The following is a 17,997-nucleotide window of genomic DNA, read 5'->3' as shown; positions in this document are numbered from 1 at the left end:
GGTCACCGCACTCGAGGGGGCGCAGGCCTCCCCTTCCGCCGCTCCTCGAAGAGCCCGGCCTGCCGCTCCGGTGGCAGGTTGCCGAGGGCGATGAGCTGCGGGGCGTGCGCCAGCGCCCGTTCGCGGGTCGCCTCCTTGGCCGCCCAGAGGGCCCGTACGGTTCCCTGCACGGCCTCGGTGGGCTGCGCCGCGATCGTCTCGGCCACCCGCAGGGCGGCCGGCAGCGCCTCGCCGGGGAGCGTCAGCTCCGACACCAGCCCCACCTCGTGGGCGCGGCGGGCGCAGAGCCGCTCGGCGGTGCCCGTCAGCGCGAGCCGGGCGATCTCCCCGTACGGCATCCGCTGCGCCATGAGCACCGACTCGTACGCGCTGACCATGCCGTACGTCGTGTGCGGGTCGAAGAACGTCGAGGTCTCCGACGCCACGACGAACTCGCACTCGCCCAGCAGGTAGAAGGCGCCGCCGCAGGCCATGCCGTCGACCGCGGCGATCACCGGTTTCCACAGGTCGGCGGCCTTGGGGCCGATGCGGAGCAGCGGGTCGTCGAGGGAGTAGGGGGAGGGCGGCTGCGGCACGTGGGCGGCGCGGTCGATGCCCGTGCAGAAGGCCCGGCCGCCGGCCCCGGTCACGACCGCGGCGCGTACCGCGTCATCGAAGCGGAAGGTGCGCCAGGCGTCCGCCAGTTCGCCGGCGGTTTCCAGGTCGATGGCGTTGTGGCGGTCGGGCCGGTCGAGGGTGACCAGCGCGACGCCCGCGCCGGCCCGGGTGTCGACGCGCAGGGTCATGGGCGCTCCAGCAGCCAGCGCGGCACGGTCACGCCGTCCGCCACCGCGTGGAAGGCCACCTTCACCGCGGCGCCGATGCGTACCCGTTCCGGGGCGACGGAGTTCAGCGCGGCGTCGGGGCTGCTCACGAGGTTGCCGACCAGCCGGATGCGGGGCGCCTCGGCCAGCTCGACGACGATCGCGTGGTACGGCGCGAGGGCCGCGTACGCGGGCAGCAGCGGCGGGTGCGGCCGGACGTAGGACCAGATGCGGCCGCGGCCGCTCATCCGCCGCCACTCGCTCGCGAAGGACTGGCAGTGCGGGCAGCAGGGGCGGGGCGGGAAGCGCAGTTCGCCGCAGTCGGCGCAGGCCTGGACGCGCAGCTCGCCGCGTGCCGCGTACTCCCAGAAGGGTGCCCCGTCCTCGTCGGGGACGGGGAGCAGGAAGCCGTCGGCGGTGCGCGGCTGCCCGGCGGAGTTTTCCACAGGCCCGGCGGGGCCGGTGCGGCCGTCGGCGGGTGCTGTCACACTCGGTTCCATGAACGTCACAGAAGGTCAACTCCTCAGCAGCAGAGCGGAAGTCGGGACGCACTCGCCGGCGGTGACCAGGCAAGTCGCGGCGTCGGGCACCTGCGCGGTGCTGGTGCCGCGCAGCTGCTCGACCCCCTCGGTGATCAGGTTGAAGCCGTGGACGTACCCCTCGGAGAGACCACCGCCGCCGGTGTTGAGGGGGAGCCGGCCGCCGATCTCCAGGGCGCCGCCCTCGGTGAAGGCCGCGCCCTCGCCGCGCCCGCAGAAGCCGTAGCCCTCCAGGGAGAGGGGGACGAGGGGGGTGAAGGCGTCGTAGATCTGCGCGACGTCGACGTCCTGCGGACCGAAGTCGGCGGACTTCCACAGGTGGCGGGCCGCGGTCCAGGCGGGACCGGTGAGCGGGTCGTCGGTCCAGTAGTTGACCATGCCATGGTGCTGGGCGGGCAGGCCCTGGGCGACGGCGTGGACGTGGACGGGGGTGGTCCGGCAGTCGCGGGCGCGCTCGGCGGAGACCAGGACGCAGGCCAGTGCGCCGTCGGTCTCCAGGCAGTTGTCGAAGAGGCAGAGCGGTTCGCTGATCCAGCGCGCCGTCATGTACATCTCGCGGGTCAGCGGGCGGTCGTACATGACCGCTGCCGGGTTCTGGTTGGCGCGGTTGCGGCAGGCCAGCGCGACGTTGAAGAGGTGGTCGCGGGTGGCGCCGTACTGGTGCATGTAGCGACGGGCGAGCATGCCGATCTCGTCGGCCGGGCGGAGCAGGCCGAAGGGGCGGGTCCATTGAGCGGGGGTGGGGAGTTGAGCGGTCGTGTTCGTCCAGGGGCGGGGGCCGGAGCCGCGCTTGCGCGCGCGCCAGGCGACGCCGACGGTGGCCTGGCCGGTGGCGATGGCGGCGGCCAGGTGGGCCACGGTGGCGCAGGAACCGCCGCCGCCGTAGCCGACCTTGGAGAAGAAGGTGACGTCACCGGCGCCGATGGCCTTGGCGATCTCGACCTCGTCGGTCTCCTCCATCGTGTAGGAGGCGAAGGCGTCGACCTCCGAGGGGGCGATACCGGCGTCGGCGAGGGCCGCGGTGATCGCGCGGCAGGCCAGCGTCTTCTCGGACTCGGGGAGTTGCTTGGCGAACGGCGTCCGGCCGATGCCGACGATCGCCGTAGCGTCCTTGAGGGCCGTCCCCATCGCCACCTCCGTACTCGGTCGTCCGTGCTGACAGCCGAGGAGGCTACCGTTAATCTGACGGGTAGTCAGCTAACTGGCACAGGGTTCTCCCGGCCGGTACGCGCCGCACGGCCCCCGGGCGGGACCCCGGACACCCCGTGCGGTCTGCCCGGACGCCGGGGGAGAGAGGCAGGCGAGATGCCCGGCGACGTGCGGCGAAACGGCAACGACGAGAGCGCCGGCGCACCGGAGGCGGCCGGCGGGGACGACCCTCGGTCCGACCTGGCGTTCGGGACGCTTCCGCGACTGGTGCGGGCGGCGGCCGCGCGGTACGGCGACCGGGAGGCCGTCGCCGAGGGGCGGACCCGGGTCTCGTACGCCGAGCTGGGCGCGCGGGTCGAGCGCGCGGCGGCGGCCTGCATCGCCGCCGGGGTCGCGCCGGGCGACCGGGTGGCGGTCTGGGCGCCGAACACCACGGAGTGGATCGTCTCCGCGCTCGGTGCCGTCTCGGCGGGCGCCGTCCTGGTGCCGGTCAACACCCGTTTCAAGGGCGCCGAGGCCGCGGACGTGCTGGGCCGCACCGGTACCCGGCTGCTCTTCGTCACAGGTACGTTCCTCGGCACCTCGTACGTCGCCTCGTTGCGCCGCGCCACCGCGGCAGGCCCCGGGAGCGGCCCGCTGCCGGGCCTGCCGGACCTGCGGGACGTGGTGGTGCTGGCCGACGACGCGCCCGTCGGCTTCCGCACCTGGCGGGAGTTCCTGGCCGGCGGCGAGCGGGTGCCCGCCGCGGCCGTACGGGAGCGCGCGGACGCCGTGCCGCCCGAGGCGCCGTCGGACATCGTGTTCACCTCGGGCACCACGGGCCGCCCCAAGGGGGCCGTGATCACCCATGCCCAGACGTTGCGCGCGTTCGGCGTCTGGAGCGAGCTGGCGGGGCTGCGCGCGGGCGACCGCTATCTCATCGTCAACCCGTTCTTCCACACCTTCGGCTACAAGGCGGGCGCCATCGCCTGCCTGCTGCGCGGCGCGACCATGGTCCCGCAGCCGGTGTTCAGCGCCGACACCGCGCTCGCCAACATCGCCGCCGAGCGCATCACCGTCCTGCCAGGGCCGCCGTCCCTCCACCGGCAGCTGCTGGACCACCCCGCGCGCGGCCGGCACGACCTGTCGACGCTGCGGCTGGTGGTGACGGGTGCGGCGGTGGTGCCGCTGGAACTGGTCGAGCAGCTGCGCGGCGAGCTGGGCGTCGCCACCGTCCTGACCGCGTACGGCCTGTCGGAGAGCTCGGGCGTGGTCACCATGTGCCGGCGCGGCGACCCGCCCGGCATCGTCGCCGGCACGTCGGGCCGGGCCCTGCCGGACACCGAGGTCGCGGTGGTCGATGCGGAAGGGCGCCCGGTGGCCCCCGGCCGGCCCGGCGAGGTGCGGGTGCGCGGCTACCACGTCATGACGGGCTACTTCGAGGACCCCGAAGGCACCGCCCGCGCCGTCACGCCCGACGGCTGGCTGTGCACGGGCGACGTGGGCGTTCTGGACGAGGCGGGCAACCTCCGGATCACCGACCGCATCAAGGACATGTTCATCGTCGGCGGGTTCAACGCCTACCCGGCCGAGATCGAGCAACTGCTGCTCCGGCACCCGGACGTCGCCGACGCCGCCGTGATCGGGATACCCGACGCCCGGCTGGGCGAGGTCGGCCGGGCGTACGTGGTGCGGCGCCCCGGCGCGGCGGTGACGGGGGACGAACTGCTCGTCTGGTCGCGCCGGGAGATGGCCAACTACAAGGTGCCGAGGGAGGTGTGTTTCCTGCCCGAGCTGCCGCGGAACGCCGGCGGCAAGGTCCTCAAGGAGCGGCTCCGCAGGCCGGAGACCGGCGCGGGGACGGACGCTCCCGAAGGCGCCGGTGCCGGTCGGGCCGGTGGCGGGCGGGCCGCCACCGGCCGCACGCTCAGGAGGGGTTGAGCCGGACCGGGAGGGACTGCAGACCGTTGCCGATGAACGACCCGGTGGGCAGCAGCTCCGACGCGGGCACGGCCAGCTCCATGTCGGGGAAGCGCTCGAAGAGCGCCGGCAGGGCGGTGCGCGCCTCCATCCGGGCCAGCGGGGCGCCCAGGCAGTAGTGCACCCCGTGGCCGAAGGCGAGGTGCTCGCGGTCGGCGCGGGTCAGCTCGAAGGAGTCGGCGTCCGCGCCGTGCCGCTCGGGGTCCCGGCCGGCCCCGGCGTAGGCGGCGAGGATCGGGTCGCCCTGCCGGATGACCGTGCCGTCCGCCAGCGGGATGTCCTCGACGGCGTACCGCAGCGGCAGGTTGGCGATGCTGGGCGCCCAGCGCAGCGTCTCCTCGATGACGTCGTCCCAGCCGGCCCGCCCCTCGGCCAGCAGGGCGCGCTGCTCGGGGTGGACGAGCAGCGCGTGCACGGCGTTGCCGATGAGGTTGACCGTGGTCTCGTAGCCCGCGCCGATCACCAGCAGGAGGGTGTCGAGCAGTTCCCGCTCCTCCAGGCGGGAGCCGTCGTCGTCGCGGGTGGAGACCAGCACGCTGGTCAGGTCGTCACCGGGCTCGCGCCGCTTCAGCGCGATCAGGTCGCCCAGGGCCGCGGCGATCTTCGCGGCGGTGGCGGAGGCCTGCTCCGGGGTGGCGGAGGTGTCCATGACCTCGTCGATGACCGAGCCCACATGGGCCCGGGACTCCTCGGGGATGCCGAAGAGTTCGCAGATCATCCGCATCGGAAGGGGGAGCGCGTAGGACGAGATGAGGTCGACCGGCTCGCCGGCGGGGACCGCCTCCAGGCCCGCCAGCAGCTCCTTGGTGATCCGCTCGACGCGCGGGGCCATGGCCTCGGTGCGCCGGCCGGTGAAGGCGGGCGCCACCAGCTTGCGCAGCCGGCGGTGGTCGGTGCCGTAGGCGGTGAACATGTTGGTCACCCCGACCCAGGATTGCAGCCAGCTGTCGTGGTGCTCGCCGTTGCGCCAGGCCGGCCAGTGCTGCCGCGGGTCCTTGCTCACCCGGTCGTCGGCGAGCAGCTTCTTGAGCAGGCCGTGCCCGCCCACCGACCAGGCCTGGATGCCGCCGGGCAGCTCGACGAGCGCCGCCGGGCCTATCGCGCGGAGGCGGGCGGCCTCTCCGGGGAGGTCGGTGCCGGCCGGGTCGATGGCGACGGGCTGCTGTCCCATGGGGTAGCTCCTGCCTGATCGGGGGTGAGAGGGGTGAAGCGGGCCGGGAGCGCGGCCAGCGCACGGTGGAACGCGCCGACCCGCCACTCCAGCTGTTCGAACGGCACCGTGAGCTCGATGTCGGAGAGCCAGGCGGTGAGCCGCTCGATGGCGGTGGTCGCGATGAGCAGCGCGGTGGGGCGTACGGGGCAGGCGTGCGGCCCGGCGGCCCACGACAGATGCGCGCCGCCGCCCGCGCGGGGCTGTTCCAGCGGGGTGGTGCCGAACTGCGCGTTGGCCGCGGCGTACGACACCATCGTGAGCTGGTTCGCGCGGATCCAGGTGCCGTGGAAGAACACGTCCCGGCGGGGGTAGTGCGCGGAGTAGTTGCCGAGCGGCGGGTCGTTCCACAGCACGTCGTTGATGGCGTCACGGGCGGTCAGCGCGCCGCCGGACAGGGTGCTGTAGTACCGGTCGTCGGAGAGCATGCGGGCGAGCGCGTTGCCGATGAGGTTGGTGGTCGGCTCGTGCCCGGCGCCCATGGTGATGACGATCTGGTGGACCAGTTCCTCGTCGGACAGGCCGGCGGGGTGGTCCATGAACCAGGAGGTGAGGTCGGGCCCGCGGCGCTCCTTCTTGGCGCCGATCAGCTCCTGGATGTACTGCGTGAAGTTCTCGTTGGCCTTCGCCGCCTGCTCGGGGCTGGCGCCGTCCAGCATGTCGGCGAGGGCCGAGATCAGCCGGTCGCTGTAGGAGTCGGGCAGCCCGAAGACCCGGTTGAAGATCATCAGCGGCAGGACGCGCGCGTACTGGGAGATCAGGTCGACCCGGCCCTCGGCACCGAACCGGCTGATCAGCTGGTCGGCCGCGCCGCGCACGTAGGCGCGCAGCTCGTGCGGCTCGATCAGCGCGAAGCTGTCGGTGATCACCTTGCGGTAGCGGTCGTGCGCCTCGCCGTCGCTGAAGAACACGTTGGGCCGCCAGGAGAGCATCGGCATGACCTGCGAGTCCGCCGGCACGGTCGGCATCCAGGGCCGGGAGTCCTTGGACCAGGTGGCGTCGTCGTTCAGCAGCTCCAGCGCGGCGCGGTAGTCGGTGACCAGCATCGCGGTCACGCCCGGCGCGATCTCGACCTGCGCGACCGGTCCCTGCTGCCGCAGCACCGCGTAGATGCCGTGAGGATCGGCCGCGAAGTCCGGCCCGTACAGCCGGACGATGTCCTGCGCGGGGTCGTAGGGCGCGGCGTGGGACGCCTGGGGCGGGAACGGCGCGGCCGTACCGCCGCCGTGCGTCGTTCCGCCGCCGTGCGCGGGGCAGCCGGGCGGCGGGGCGCCCGCGGCGGCGCCCTCGGGCGGCAGCGCGCCGGGCCCGTACGCGGGGGTCTCGGGGGGCAGCGCGCCGGTCCCGTACGGGTGGTTCTCGGGCGGCAGGGCCCCGGGCTCGTGGGGGGAGGTCATGCGGTGTCTCCGGGCGTGTGGTCCAGGACGTGCCCGACCAGGGCGATCAGCGCGTCGAGCGACTGGTCGCGGTCGCGCGCGTCGCAGACCACCAGCGGGGTGTCGTCGTGCAGGTCGAGGTGGTCGCGCAGGGTTTCGACGGGGTGCGCCGGGGCGTCGGGGAAGGCGTTGACCGCGACCGCGTACCGCAGCCCGGCCTCCTCGATGATGTCCATGACCTCGAAGGAGTCGGCCAGCCGCCGGGTGTCGGCCAGGACCAGGGCGCCGACCGCGCCGCGCGCGATGTCCTGCCACAGCGGCCGGAACCGCTTCTGGCCCGGCGTGCCGAAGAGGTACAGCACGAGGTCGCCGGCGAGCGTGATCCGCCCGAAGTCGATGGCGACGGTGGTCGTGGTCTTGTCGCGGACCCCGGCCAGGTTGTCGACGAACGCGCCGGTCTGCGTCATCACCTCTTCGGTGTGCAGCGGCGGGGTCTCCGACAGGGCCCGGATGAACGTGGTCTTGCCAACCCCGAAGGGGCCGGCGACCAGCAGCTTCACCAGGGTCTGGTCGGTGCCGGACAGGTACATGGCGCCCTCGGCGGCGCTGTCGGTGCCGCCCGCTGCGCTAGGACTTGAGAGTGCGGAGTCCATCGAGGACCCTCTCCAGAATCTGCCGGTCGATCTGTTCGGCTTCGGGGATGGGGGAACGGGCGTGCAGGTGCCCGGCGTCGACGAGGTCGGCCACCAGGACCTTCACGACACTGACCGGCAGTCGCAGGTGCGAGGCGGTCTCCGCGAGGGTCAGCGCGCCCGGCCGGAGCAGCTCCAGGAGGCGGAGCGCCTCGGGACGCAGCTCGGCGGGCGCGGTGACGGTCGCGCCGTACAGCACGGTGAGCCGGTCCAGGGTGTTACGGCTGGGGCGGGCACGGCCGCCGGTCGCCAGATAGGCCGGTACGAGACGCCGGTTGCTCTGGCGGGGCGTCATGCGGACGAGCCCGTCTCCCGCGGCGGCGAGCTCATCGCCTTCGCGCCGAGCGTGGCGACCTGCACCTGCATCTGGTGGGCGACGACGCCCATGTTGACCTCCGGCGCGGCGAAGACCGCGAGGCAGGTGTTCTCGCCGGCCGGGATGGCGAGCACCCAGCCCTCCTCGGACTCCACGACGGTCTGTCGCAGCCGGGCGTCGTCCTGGCCGGTGAACGCGGCGGTCACGGCGCGGCCCGCGCCCTGCAGCGCCGACATCATGGCGGCCACGCCCTCGGCCGCCTCCCGGGCGAGGCCGGGCGAGGAACCTTCGATGAAGCCGTCGCCGGAGATGACGGCCGCGTGCAGGACGTGCGGCAGTTCCAGCAGCGGTGCCAGCACCCAGGACTGGTCCTGCGTGACGCGGCGGCGGACGGGGGTGCTCATGCTCGGTCGTTCCCTTCGAGGCGCGGAATGCGGTGGTCGGCTTCGGCCCGCCCGGAGAGGGTGCCGCGCTGCAGGGCTGCCCAGCGGTTGGCGGATTCCTCGGGGCTGCGCTCGGCGACGGGTTCCGTACGGGGGAGGGCGGGTTCGGGTTCGGCGGTGGGCCGGCGGCGCCGACGACGCGGCAGCCCGGTCGTCGGGTCGGTCGCGGACTCCGGGGCGGAAGCGGGCTCGTGCTCGGGCGTACGAGCGGGCATGGAATCCGGCGTACGGGAGGCCTGAAGCTCCGGCGTGCGCGTGGGCTCGGCCTCGGGCGCGCGATCGGGCGTACGGGTGGGCGTGCGCTCCATGGGAACCTCCGGGGCGCGAGCGGACAGGTGCTCCGCCGCGGGAGCCGGAGTGGCGCCTGCCGCGGGTGCCGTGAGCGGAGCGGCCTGCGGCGGTGCCAGCGGCGTGGAGTGCGCCCGCATCATCTGCGGCGGCAGCGGGGCCATCACCGACATCGGCTGGGTGTCCTCGTCCATCAGCGTCAGCAGCGGGTCGCCCGGGATGTACACGACGGCCCGCACGCCGCCGTACGGCGAGGACTCGACGTGCACCGTGAAGCCGTACTGCCGCACCAGCTGTCCCACGGCCGCGAAGCCGGACCGCGGCGGGTCGCCCAGCTCCGTGAGCAGCACCCGCTCCCCGCTGCCCAGCAGGCGCATGGCGTGCTCGATCTCGTCGGCGTGCATGCCGATGCCGTAGTCGTCGACGATGACGGAGGCGCCGCGGTTGCCCTGCTGGAGCGTGACCGCGACGGGCAGTTCGTGGTGGGAGTGGTGCAGCGCGTTGGCCAGCAGTTCGGTGAGGGCGACGGCGACCGGCTCGACGGCGCGGGCGACCACGCCGACCGGGTCCCGCAGCAGGTTGCTGACCTGGACGCGTTCGTAGCCGCGCAGCCGCGACATGGCACCGACCACGAGGTCGGCGAGGTGCGAGTCGTCGCGGGTCAGCCCCGGCCAGGCACCGCAGACCACGCCGGTGGTCTGCACCCGGCGCAGCGCCTGCTCGTTGAGGAAGTCCGCCTGCAGCAGGTCCTGGGCGACGGCCTGGTCGTCGTACCGGTGCTGCATCTCCTGCAGCAGCGTCTGGAGCCGGTACAGCAGCGCCTGGATGGTGGTGGTGGCGCCCCGCATCGCGGCCTGCGCCGCTTCGTCGACCCGGGTCCGTTCCTTGATGACGGCCTGGGAGAGCTGGTCCATCGCCGCGGTGAGGGCCTGGTCCACGTCGGTGCCCGTGAAGCGCGGGTCGTTCAGGCCGCGGACGGAGACGTGCGGGTGGGCGAGGGAGGTGGCGAGGTCGGGCAGCCGGGCCTCGGCGAGGTGGCGGATCTCGGCCTCGGTGGAGCGGAGTTGCGCGGCGATCTCGGTGTGGCCGCGCTCGGCGGCGGAGGCGCGGGCCTCGGCCGTGGCCAGGTGCCGGCGCAGGGCCTGGCTGCGCTGCCGGCCACGGACCAGGAAGAAGATCATCACCACCGCGGCGGCCGTGCCTGCGGCCAGGCACCAGAGCAGTGTCGCCGGTATGGAAGTCATCGGGGTCCTCGTGTGGGGGGCGGCTTGGCGACGGCGGACGAACACCTGATCGCCGCCGCGATGTTACCCACCCAGTGACCTTTCGCACGGGGAAGTGGGGAAGCGACATTCCGTGTGGACAAGATCACTCCGTTTTACCGGCGATCATGCCGGAAAAGCCCGGAATGTCAACTCCCAATTGTGAATCTCCCCTGGTCGGTAACGGGTTCGTCCGCGTACCGCGCCCGCAGCACGTTCTTGAGCACCTTGCCCAGCGGGCCGCCGCGCGGCAGGCTGTCCGCGATCTCCAGCTGCTCCGGCAGTTTCTGCGTCATCAGCCCCGACCGTCGCAGATGGTCCGTCAGCAGAGCCAGTGTCAGCGGCGGTCCGCCGGGATCCGCGAGCGTGACCACCGCGCACACCCGCTCCCCGCGCTCCCGGTCCGGCAGCCCGATGACCGCCGCCTCCGCGACCGCCGGATGGCCGTGCACCAGGTCCTCGATCTCCTGGGCCGAGATGTTCTCGCCCTTGCGGATGATGATGTCCTTCAGCCGCCCGGTCAGCACGAGATGGCCGTCCGCGCGCAGGAATCCCAGGTCCCCGGTGCGGAACCAGCCCTCGGTGTCGAAGGACGCGGCCGTCAGCGCCGGGTCCGTGTACCCCTGACACAGCATCGGTCCCTTGAGCGTCACCTCGCCGGTCTCCCCGACCGGCACCGCCCGCCCGTCCGGCCCGGCGATCCGCACCTCGGCACCGGGCACCGGCCGTCCCACCGTCCGGGCCAGCTGCTCGTCGCTGTCGTGCGGCGAACCCATCGTGATCATTGGGCACTCGGTCATCCCGTACCCGTGCAGCACCGCGCACCCCAGTTCGCGCCCGGCCGCCGCGTACAGCTCCGGCGGCAGCGGCGCGCCCCCGCCCGAGAGGGCCCGCAGGGAGGGGATCAGCTTCGTGGTGCCCTCCCGGCGCCGCGACTCGTCCAGGAACGCCTGGTAGAAGGCGGTGCTGCCGCCCGCCATGGTGACGCCGAGCCGCGCGTACGTGTCGGCCGCCGCACCCGGCGCGAACGTCTCCAGCACCACCGCCGGAAACCCGCTGACCAGCATGGCGACGACGTAGTCGGGCCCCGCGATGTGCGCGTACGGGAAGGCGATCGACCCGATGTCCGAGGGCGACATCCCGATCGCCGCCGCCAGTCCGGCGCCACCCGCGATCAGTGACGCGTCCGTGTGCCGTACGCCCTTGGGCGCCGCCGTCGTGCCCGAGGTGTAGTAGATCCAGGAGGTGGGCTCCGGCGCGTCCGCCCGGCGCCGGAGGCCGCCCGGTGGGAACGCCGGCAGGGTGGCCGGGTCGCCCTCGGGCAGCCCCGCCGCGCCGCCCACCACGACGGTACGGGTGCCTGCCGGCGCCGCCCGGCGGGCCATCGCGGCGAAGTCGAACCCCCGCCATACGCCCGGGACCAGCACGAACTCCGCGCCGGACGCGGCGAGCACGAAGCCGACCTCGCGCTCCCGGTGCAGATGGATGACGGGTATCTGCACGGCCCCCAGCCGTGCCAGCGCCAACGAGGCGAGCACCGTGCTGATCCGCGTCGGCAGCTGCCACGCCACCCGCGTGCCCGCCCCGATGCCCAGCTCCCGGAAGCCCGCGGCCGCGCGGAGCGCGTGCTCCCGCGCCGCTCCGAAGGTGACGGTCCGCCCGTCCGCCTCGTAGAACATCACCGCGTTCGCCGACGCGGCGGCCCGCTGCTCGACCAGCTCCCAGAGCGTACGTATCCGAGCGGACTCCTGCACGGCGCGCCTCCCGGCAGTGGACGGGACGGAACGGAACGGGATGTGGCGCGACTGTAGCAGCAGAACTGACGACCCGTCAGGTACTGTGCGCGCCCCCGCGCTCACCGCCGCGCGCACCGCTCCCGCGCTCACCGCCCCCGCGCGCACCGCGTCCGGACGCGCCGCAGGGACCGGCTGCGACGGCATCCCCTCCTTGCCGTCGGAGCCGGCCCCTGCGATCCCCCGGGTGGTGGTTCAGCGGGCCGTACGCGAGATCAGTGCTCCAGCTTGGGCTCGGCGATCGGCCGGTGACTCTCCTGCGGCGCGATGGTGCCGTCCGCAGCGACCGGTCGCGGTGCGTCCGCCGCCAGGACCTCGTCACCGATGACGGGTCGGTGGCTGTCCATCGTCACGACGTCCTCGCCGATGATGGGGCGGTGGCTGTCGAGCGGCTTGATGACGTCCTTGTTGCCTGTACTGGGAACCTTCTTCTCGGTGCTCACAGTGATCAACTCCTGTGTATGGGCGCTTGCGGCCCACCGGCCCGGCGACTCCCCCGTGGGTCGCCGGACGGGTGAACCAAGGGCCGGACACCATACGGTGGGGCCTCGTTACCGAGCCGCTTGCCCCCCGAGGCGGCGGATCGGTACGTAGAAGAGTGACGCGCGGCGATGAACGATCGATAAACGACGACGATTACGTCGCCGACCTGCGGTGATGCCCGGTCAGGCGACGGCGGCGGGGGAGAGCAGCTGCTGCACCTGCGCGCTCTCCGCGGCGCCGAGCCGCTCGTACACGCTCAACGCCTCCTGCCAGCACACCCGGGCCCGGCCGGTGTGCCCGACCTGGCTCAGCGCCCGCCCCAGCGTGGTCAGCGCGTTGGCGCGCCAGAGCTCGCCGCCGACGCCGCGCAGCGCGGTCAGGGCCTGCTCGGCGTAGTTGGCGGCGCGGGCCGGCCGCTGGGCCGCGAGGTCGACCTCGGCCAGCCGGAAGTACGTCATGCCCTCCCAGAAAGGCTGCCGGCTGTCCTGGAAGATCGTCAGCGCGGCGTTGAGCTGCTGCGCCGCGTCGTCCAGCCGCCCGGCGGCGGTGAAGGCGAGCGCCAGCGCGTACATGCCGTTGGCCAGCCGGCGGGTGGCGCCGATTCTGTGATAGATCGCCACGCCCTCCTCGGCCAGCTCGATGGCGCTGTCGACCCGGCCGGTGTCCAGGTGGACCCGGGAGAGGTTGCACAGCGCGCTGGCCTCGGACTGCTGGTTGCGGTCGTCGCGGAAGGCCACCAGCGCCTGGCTGAGGTAGGCCTCGGCGTCGTCGTGCCGGCCCAGGGCGCCCGCGATGATGCCGCGGTCGTTGGGCGCGTAGGACGAGGAGATCGGGTCGTCCGTCGCGAGCCCGAGGAGCATCGCCGCCTTGGCGTGCTCGTCGGCGTCGTCCAGCCGCCCGGCCAGGGTGCGGATGTAGGCGAGCGAGGTGTGGATACGGGCCTCGGCGTGCTGGTCGCCCAGGGCCCGGGCGGCGGCGAGCACGGTCATGTTGGCCTGGTCGTGCTGGCGCGCGTCGGCGCCGGACTCGGCCAGATCCTTGGTGAGCAGCAGCAGGTCGGCGGCGCGGCGCACCGTGTCGGCGTCGACGGACTGCTGCGCGCAGGCCAGCAGGCAGCCCGCCTCGCTGAACAGCCACTCCAGGGCCACCGCGCGGTCCTCGAAAGCCAGCCCCGGATAGCGGGTGCTCTCCATGTGGTCCACGAGCCGGTCGCCGGGGCGCTCCAGGGCGTACATCCGGGCCGCCGAGGCCAGGTAGAAGTCCAGCAGGCGGGAGAGGGCCGCGGCCCGCTCGGACGGCGGGTGTTCGTCGCGCTCGGCGCACGCACGCGCGTAGAGGCGGACCAGGTCGTGGAAGCGGTAGCGGCCGGGGGCCGCCGATTCGAGGAGCGAGGCGTCGACCAGGGACTCGATCAGCTCCTCGGCGGCGTCGACGTCCATGTCCAGCAGGGCCGCCGCGGCGGCGAGCGAGATGTCGGGGCCGTCGGCCAGCCCCAGCAGCCGGAACGCGCGGGCCTGTACCGGCTCCAGCTGCCCGTACCCCAGCTCGAAGGTGGCCTTCACGGCCAGGTCGCCGGCGCGCAGCTCGTCCAGGCGACGGCGCTCGTCGGCGAGCTTGCGGGCCAGTACGGACACGGTCCACGTGCGGCGGGAGGCGAGCCGGGAGGCGGCGATACGGATGGCCAGCGGCAGGAAGCCGCAGGCGCCGACGACGTCCATGGCGGCCTTGCGCTCGGCGCCCACCCGCTCCTCGCCCACGATGCGGGTGAAAAGCGTCAGGGCTTCCTCGGGGCTCATCACGTCGAGGTCGATGAGGTGCGCGCCGGCCAGGTCGATCATGCGGGCGCGGCTGGTGATCAGCGCGGCGCAGCCCTCCGTACCGGGCAGCAGCGGCCGCACCTGGGCGGCGTCCCGCGCATTGTCCAGCAGCGCCAGCACGCGGCGCCCGGCGAGCGTGGAGCGGTACAGCGCCGCCCGCTCCTCGGTGCCGTCGGGGATGGAGGAGTCCGGCGTGCCGAGCGCGCGGAGGAAGGCGCCGAGGACGGCCTCCGGCTCGGCGGGGGTGTGGCCGGCGCCCTGCAGGTCGACGTAGAGCTGGCCGTCGGGGAAGTGCTCGCGGGCCGCGTGCGCGACGTGGACGGCCAGGGTGGTCTTGCCGACGCCGCCGATGCCGGTGAGCGCGGAGACCGCCATGACGCTGCCGCCGGCGGTGGCGAGCTGCTCGCTCAGCTCCGCGACGAAGGAGGCGCGCCCGGTGAAGTCCGCGACGGTGGCCGGGAGCTGTTGGGGGCGCAGGACGGTGGTGTCCGCGCCGGTCTGCTCCTCCGGAGGCGGGCTGGGCGCCTCCAGGCCGGCGTCGGCCCGCAGGATGCGCTGGTGCAGTTCGGCGAGCGAGGCGCACGGGTCGACGCCCAGTTCGGTGTCGAGCAGACGGCGGGTATCGGCATAGACGGCCAGCGCCTCGGCCTGCCGTCCAGAGCGGTACAGCGCGAGCATGAGGAGTTCGCGGAGCCGTTCGCGCAGCGGGTGGGCGGCCGTGAGCGCGGTCAGCTCGGACACCGCCTCGGCGTGGCTGCCCAGCTCCAGGTCGAGGTCGAGGCGGGCCTCGGTGAGGGAGAGCCGCCACTCCTCCAGGCGGCTGCGCTGATATTCCGCGTACGGGCCCGGCACGCTCGCCAGCGGTTCGCCGTCCCACAGGGCGAGCGCGGAGTCCAGCAGGTCACGGGCGCGGAAGCGGTCCCCGCTCGCGCGGGCCTTCTCGGCCTCCGCCGCGTGCGCCTCGGCGCGGTCCAGGTCGAGGTCGAGTGCGCCCGGCGGGTTCGACTGCAGGGCGTAGCCGCCGGATTCGCTGACCAGCGCGGCGGCGTCGTCGCCCAGGGCCTTGCGCAGCCGGGAGGCGTAGGTCCGCAGCGCCGCGAGGGCCGCGTGCGGGGGCTCGTCGCCCCAGATGGCGTCGACCAGTTCGGCCGCGGTCGCGGTGCGTCCGCCGCGCAGCAGCAGGGCGGCGAGCAGGGCACGCTGCTGCGGGGTGCCGGCCGCGAGCGGCGTGGAGCCCCGCCAGGCCCGTACGGGACCGAGCACGGTGAAGCGGAGCTGCTGCCCCTGCCCCGGACTTTCGTCCATGGTCTCCCCCTGCCTGTGCATCTCGTTCGCACCGGCCAGTCTGCCTTGTCGGCGGCCCCTGCGTCAGTAGGGGTCTGGTCTGTGCACAATCCCTCCTCTTGTGATCCACCGGGTCGGAAGGCGGTCGGCCGCCGCGGTCCGGCCCGGGTCCGCGCGGGGAGCCCGTCGCCGCCGGAGGAAACCGTCCGCTCCCGCGTAGCTGACGGTTCGTCAGATCGGCGCTACCGTGAGGCGCATGGCGATGCACACGGAGATGCACACGGAGACCCCGGAGACCTTCCCCAGGATCATCTCGGTGGACGACCACACGGTGGAGCCGCCGCACGTCTGGCGGGACCGGCTGCCCGCCAAGTACCACGACACCGGGCCGCGCGTGGTGCGCGCGCCCCTGAAGGAGATGACCTTCGTGGGCGGGAAGTTCGCCCCGAAGATGGGCGCACCGGGTGAGGGCGGCCCGCTCGTCGACTGGTGGATCTACGAGGACCTGCACCGCCCGCTGACCCGGCTGGACACCGCGGTCGGCTGCTCCCGGGGCGAGATCAGGCTGGAGGGGATCACCTACGAACAGATGCGCCCCGGCTCGTACAGCGTGCCGGAGCGGCTGGCGGACATGGACGTCAACCACGTCCAGTCGGCGCTGTGCTTCCCCACCTTCCCGCGCTTCTGCGGCCAGACGTTCACCGAGGCCAAGGACCGGGAGCTGGGGCTGCTCGGGGTGCGCGCGTACAACGACTGGATGGTGGAGGAGTGGTGCGGCCCCGAGGCGCAGGGCCGCCTCATACCGCTCGCCCTCATCCCCCTCTGGGACGCCGAACTCGCCGCACAGGAGGTGCGGCGCAACGCGGCCCGCGGCGTGCGCGCCGTCTGCTTCAGCGAGATCCCGCCGCACCTGGGCCTGCCCAGCATCCACACCGACTACTGGGACCCCTTCCTACGGGCCTGCGACGAGACCGGCACGGTCGTCGCCATGCATATCGGCTCGTCCTCGAAGATGCCCTCCACCTCGGCCGACGCGCCGCCCGCCGTGGGCTCCACGATCACCTTCGCCAACTGCTGCTTCTCGATGACCGACTGGCTCATGAGCGGCACGTTCGAGCGCTTCCCGAACCTGCGGATCATGTACGCGGAGGGGCAGATCGGCTGGATCCCCTACATCCTGGAGCGCGCCGACGTGGTCTGGGAGGAGAACCGCGGCTGGGGCGGCGTCGCCGACAAGGTCCGCCGGCCGCCCTCCGAACTCTTCGCCGAGCACATCTACGGCTGCTTCTTCGACGACGCCTTCGGCCTGCAGAACCTCGACGCCATCGGGGTCGGCAACGTCCTGTACGAGACGGACTACCCGCACTCCGACTCCACCTGGCCGAGGTCGAGGGAGGTCGGCGAGAGCCAGATGGGGCACCTCGCCCCGGACGTCGTCGAGCGGATCGTGCGCGGCAACGCCATCGACCTGCTGGGCCTGACGGCGGACGGCCGCTGGCCGGGGCCGGGGGCGGGGACCCGGTGACCGCCCCGGCACCACCACCTGGGCAGGTGTGGCGGCCGCCCGAGGGCCGGCTCGTGTACGGCATGCAGCTGCCCGTGCAGTCGCAGAGCACGCTTTACACCGAGGCCTGGGAGGCGGCCGCGGGCCCCGCCGACCTGGTGGAGATCGCCAGGGCCGCCGACCGGCACGGCTTCGCGTATGTGGCCTGCTGCGAGCATGTGGCGATCCCGCGCCGGCTGGCCGGAGCGATGAGCACGGTCTGGTACGACCCCGTGGCGACGCTCGCGCACCTCGCGGCCGTGACGCAGCACGTACGGCTGCTGAGCCATGTCGCCGTGGTCGGGCTGCGGCACCCGCTGCTCACGGCGAAGAGTTACGCCACGCTGGACGCGCTGTCCGGCGGGCGGCTGATCCTCGGTGTCGGGGCCGGGCACGTACGGGAGGAGTTCGAGGCGCTGGGGGTGGACTTCGAGGGGCGGGGGGCCGTACTGGACGAGACGGTGGACGCCTTGAAAACGGCCCTCGGGCCGGAGGAGTTCCCGACGTTCGCGGGGGAACGGTTCTCCTTCGAGGGTTTGGGGCAGGCGCCGCGGCCGGTGCAGACGCCCCGCCCGCCGCTCTGGGTCGGCGGCTCCTCGCCCGCCGCCGTGCGCCGGGCCGCCGAGCGCGGCGACGGCTGGCTCCCGCAGGGCGACCGCAGGGACCGGCTGCCCGGCCAGATCGCCGGGCTGCGGGCGCTTCGTGAGAAGGCGGGCGTGCGCGCGCCGCTGGTGATCGGCGCGATCGCCGAGCCGCTGTACGTGGGAGAGCCCGGCTGGGACACCGGCAAGGGGGCGGTCACCGGCTCCCCGGAGCGCATCGCGGCCTCGCTGCGGGAGTACGCGGCCATCGGCGTGCACCAGCTCCAGATCCGCTTCCGCAGCCGCAGCCGCGCCGAGCTGACCGATCAGATGGCGGCCTTCGGCGCGGACGTGGCCCCGCTGCTCACCCGCTGACCCGGCCGCGGCGTACCGAGAGCGCGGGCGCGGGGCACGGGCCATCAGGTATTGACCGGGCCGGTCGCCGGTGGAACAGTCGAC

At 73.6% G+C, this 17,997-nt stretch carries 15 protein-coding genes; 3 read left to right on the top strand and 12 right to left on the bottom strand.

Translation table 11 applies throughout. From position 1 onward, the window contains the following. Nucleotides 1-2 precede the first annotated feature (2 nt). The 3 genes from IF20_RS09825 to IF20_RS09815 all read right to left on the bottom strand — a co-directional run bounded on the left by IF20_RS09825 (nt 3) and on the right by IF20_RS09815 (nt 2,470). The gene (locus IF20_RS09825) at nt 3-785 is read right to left on the bottom strand and encodes an enoyl-CoA hydratase/isomerase family protein (protein ID WP_052864701.1); all 783 of its coding nucleotides are present in this window, start codon (nt 783-785) and stop codon (nt 3-5) included. Then, complete coding sequence (locus IF20_RS09820; protein WP_052864907.1) at nt 782-1,249, bottom strand: Zn-ribbon domain-containing OB-fold protein; 468 nt, start codon at nt 1,247-1,249, stop codon at nt 782-784. The genes IF20_RS09825 and IF20_RS09820 overlap by 4 nt, the downstream gene beginning before the upstream one ends. Nucleotides 1,250-1,318: 69 nt before the next feature. Continuing rightward, a complete protein-coding gene (locus tag IF20_RS09815; RefSeq protein WP_052864700.1) occupies nt 1,319-2,470 on the bottom strand; it encodes a lipid-transfer protein in 1,152 nt (383 codons plus the stop codon). A 177-nt stretch (nt 2,471-2,647) separates the two neighbouring features. Here IF20_RS09815 and IF20_RS09810 point away from each other — a divergent pair, with 177 nt between their 5' ends. After that, nucleotides 2,648-4,411, top strand: a complete 1,764-nt coding sequence (locus IF20_RS09810) for a FadD3 family acyl-CoA ligase (RefSeq protein ID WP_110944031.1) — start codon at nt 2,648-2,650, stop codon at nt 4,409-4,411. Here IF20_RS09810 and IF20_RS09805 read toward each other — a convergent pair. From IF20_RS09805 to IF20_RS09765, 9 genes are all read right to left on the bottom strand, one after another. Further along, the gene (locus IF20_RS09805) at nt 4,398-5,621 is read right to left on the bottom strand and encodes a cytochrome P450 family protein (RefSeq protein WP_052864699.1); all 1,224 of its coding nucleotides are present in this window, start codon (nt 5,619-5,621) and stop codon (nt 4,398-4,400) included. The genes IF20_RS09810 and IF20_RS09805 overlap by 14 nt on opposite strands. Beyond that, a complete protein-coding gene (locus IF20_RS09800; protein ID WP_052864698.1) occupies nt 5,546-7,057 on the bottom strand; it encodes a cytochrome P450 in 1,512 nt (503 codons plus the stop codon). Before IF20_RS09800 ends, IF20_RS09805 begins: the two co-directional genes overlap by 76 nt. Continuing rightward, a complete protein-coding gene (locus IF20_RS09795) occupies nt 7,054-7,626 on the bottom strand; it encodes a GTP-binding protein (protein WP_052864697.1) in 573 nt (190 codons plus the stop codon). The genes IF20_RS09800 and IF20_RS09795 overlap by 4 nt, the downstream gene beginning before the upstream one ends. A gap of 37 nt (nt 7,627-7,663) precedes the next feature. Beyond that, nucleotides 7,664-8,023 carry a DUF742 domain-containing protein gene (locus IF20_RS09790; RefSeq protein ID WP_052864696.1) on the bottom strand — a complete coding sequence of 120 codons (360 nt, stop codon included), beginning with the start codon at nt 8,021-8,023 and terminating at the stop codon, nt 7,664-7,666. Then, on the bottom strand, nt 8,020-8,448 hold the full coding sequence (locus IF20_RS09785; protein ID WP_052864695.1) for a roadblock/LC7 domain-containing protein: 429 nt from the start codon (nt 8,446-8,448) through the stop codon (nt 8,020-8,022). Before IF20_RS09785 ends, IF20_RS09790 begins: the two co-directional genes overlap by 4 nt. Continuing rightward, entirely contained in the window at nt 8,445-10,019 is a 1,575-nt protein-coding gene (locus tag IF20_RS09780) for an ATP-binding protein (RefSeq protein ID WP_052864694.1), read from the bottom strand. The genes IF20_RS09785 and IF20_RS09780 overlap by 4 nt, the downstream gene beginning before the upstream one ends. A gap of 167 nt (nt 10,020-10,186) precedes the next feature. Next, nucleotides 10,187-11,791 (bottom strand): class I adenylate-forming enzyme family protein, encoded by a 1,605-nt coding sequence (locus tag IF20_RS09775; protein ID WP_052864693.1) that lies wholly within the window; start codon nt 11,789-11,791, stop codon nt 10,187-10,189. A gap of 254 nt (nt 11,792-12,045) precedes the next feature. Continuing rightward, nucleotides 12,046-12,273: a hypothetical protein gene (locus tag IF20_RS09770; protein WP_052864692.1), complete on the bottom strand. Its 228-nt coding sequence runs from the start codon at nt 12,271-12,273 to the stop codon at nt 12,046-12,048. Between the two features lie 222 nt (nt 12,274-12,495). After that, on the bottom strand, nt 12,496-15,435 hold the full coding sequence (locus tag IF20_RS09765; protein WP_052864691.1) for an AfsR/SARP family transcriptional regulator: 2,940 nt from the start codon (nt 15,433-15,435) through the stop codon (nt 12,496-12,498). Nucleotides 15,436-15,676: 241 nt separating this feature from the next. Between IF20_RS09765 and IF20_RS09760 the strand changes: the two genes are divergently transcribed. Both IF20_RS09760 and IF20_RS09755 read left to right on the top strand, forming a co-directional pair. Further along, a complete protein-coding gene (locus IF20_RS09760; protein WP_234426600.1) occupies nt 15,677-16,939 on the top strand; it encodes an amidohydrolase family protein in 1,263 nt (420 codons plus the stop codon). A gap of 62 nt (nt 16,940-17,001) precedes the next feature. Beyond that, complete coding sequence (locus tag IF20_RS09755) at nt 17,002-17,913, top strand: LLM class F420-dependent oxidoreductase (RefSeq protein WP_052864905.1); 912 nt, start codon at nt 17,002-17,004, stop codon at nt 17,911-17,913. The last annotated feature ends 84 nt before the right edge of the window (nt 17,914-17,997 follow it).

This window comes from Streptomyces niger (assembly GCF_000718305.1).
GTDB classification, from domain to species: domain Bacteria; phylum Actinomycetota; class Actinomycetes; order Streptomycetales; family Streptomycetaceae; genus Streptomyces; species Streptomyces niger.
Note: the sequence above shows the minus strand (reverse complement) of the source record. Positions and strands in the feature narration are given on the sequence as shown.

Coding starts and splice junctions, on each gene's coding strand:
- IF20_RS09825 (WP_052864701.1), bottom strand. CDS start 785: ATGACCCTGCGCGTCGACACCCGGGCCGGCGCGGGCGTCGCGCTGGTC.
- IF20_RS09815 (WP_052864700.1), bottom strand. CDS start 2,470: ATGGGGACGGCCCTCAAGGACGCTACGGCGATCGTCGGCATCGGCCGG.
- IF20_RS09810 (WP_110944031.1), top strand. CDS start 2,648: ATGCCCGGCGACGTGCGGCGAAACGGCAACGACGAGAGCGCCGGCGCA.
- IF20_RS09805 (WP_052864699.1), bottom strand. CDS start 5,621: ATGGGACAGCAGCCCGTCGCCATCGACCCGGCCGGCACCGACCTCCCC.
- IF20_RS09800 (WP_052864698.1), bottom strand. CDS start 7,057: ATGACCTCCCCCCACGAGCCCGGGGCCCTGCCGCCCGAGAACCACCCG.
- IF20_RS09795 (WP_052864697.1), bottom strand. CDS start 7,626: ATGTACCTGTCCGGCACCGACCAGACCCTGGTGAAGCTGCTGGTCGCC.
- IF20_RS09790 (WP_052864696.1), bottom strand. CDS start 8,023: ATGACGCCCCGCCAGAGCAACCGGCGTCTCGTACCGGCCTATCTGGCG.
- IF20_RS09785 (WP_052864695.1), bottom strand. CDS start 8,448: ATGAGCACCCCCGTCCGCCGCCGCGTCACGCAGGACCAGTCCTGGGTG.
- IF20_RS09780 (WP_052864694.1), bottom strand. CDS start 10,019: ATGACTTCCATACCGGCGACACTGCTCTGGTGCCTGGCCGCAGGCACG.
- IF20_RS09765 (WP_052864691.1), bottom strand. CDS start 15,435: ATGGACGAAAGTCCGGGGCAGGGGCAGCAGCTCCGCTTCACCGTGCTC.
- IF20_RS09760 (WP_234426600.1), top strand. CDS start 15,677: ATGCACACGGAGATGCACACGGAGACCCCGGAGACCTTCCCCAGGATC.
- IF20_RS09755 (WP_052864905.1), top strand. CDS start 17,002: ATGCAGCTGCCCGTGCAGTCGCAGAGCACGCTTTACACCGAGGCCTGG.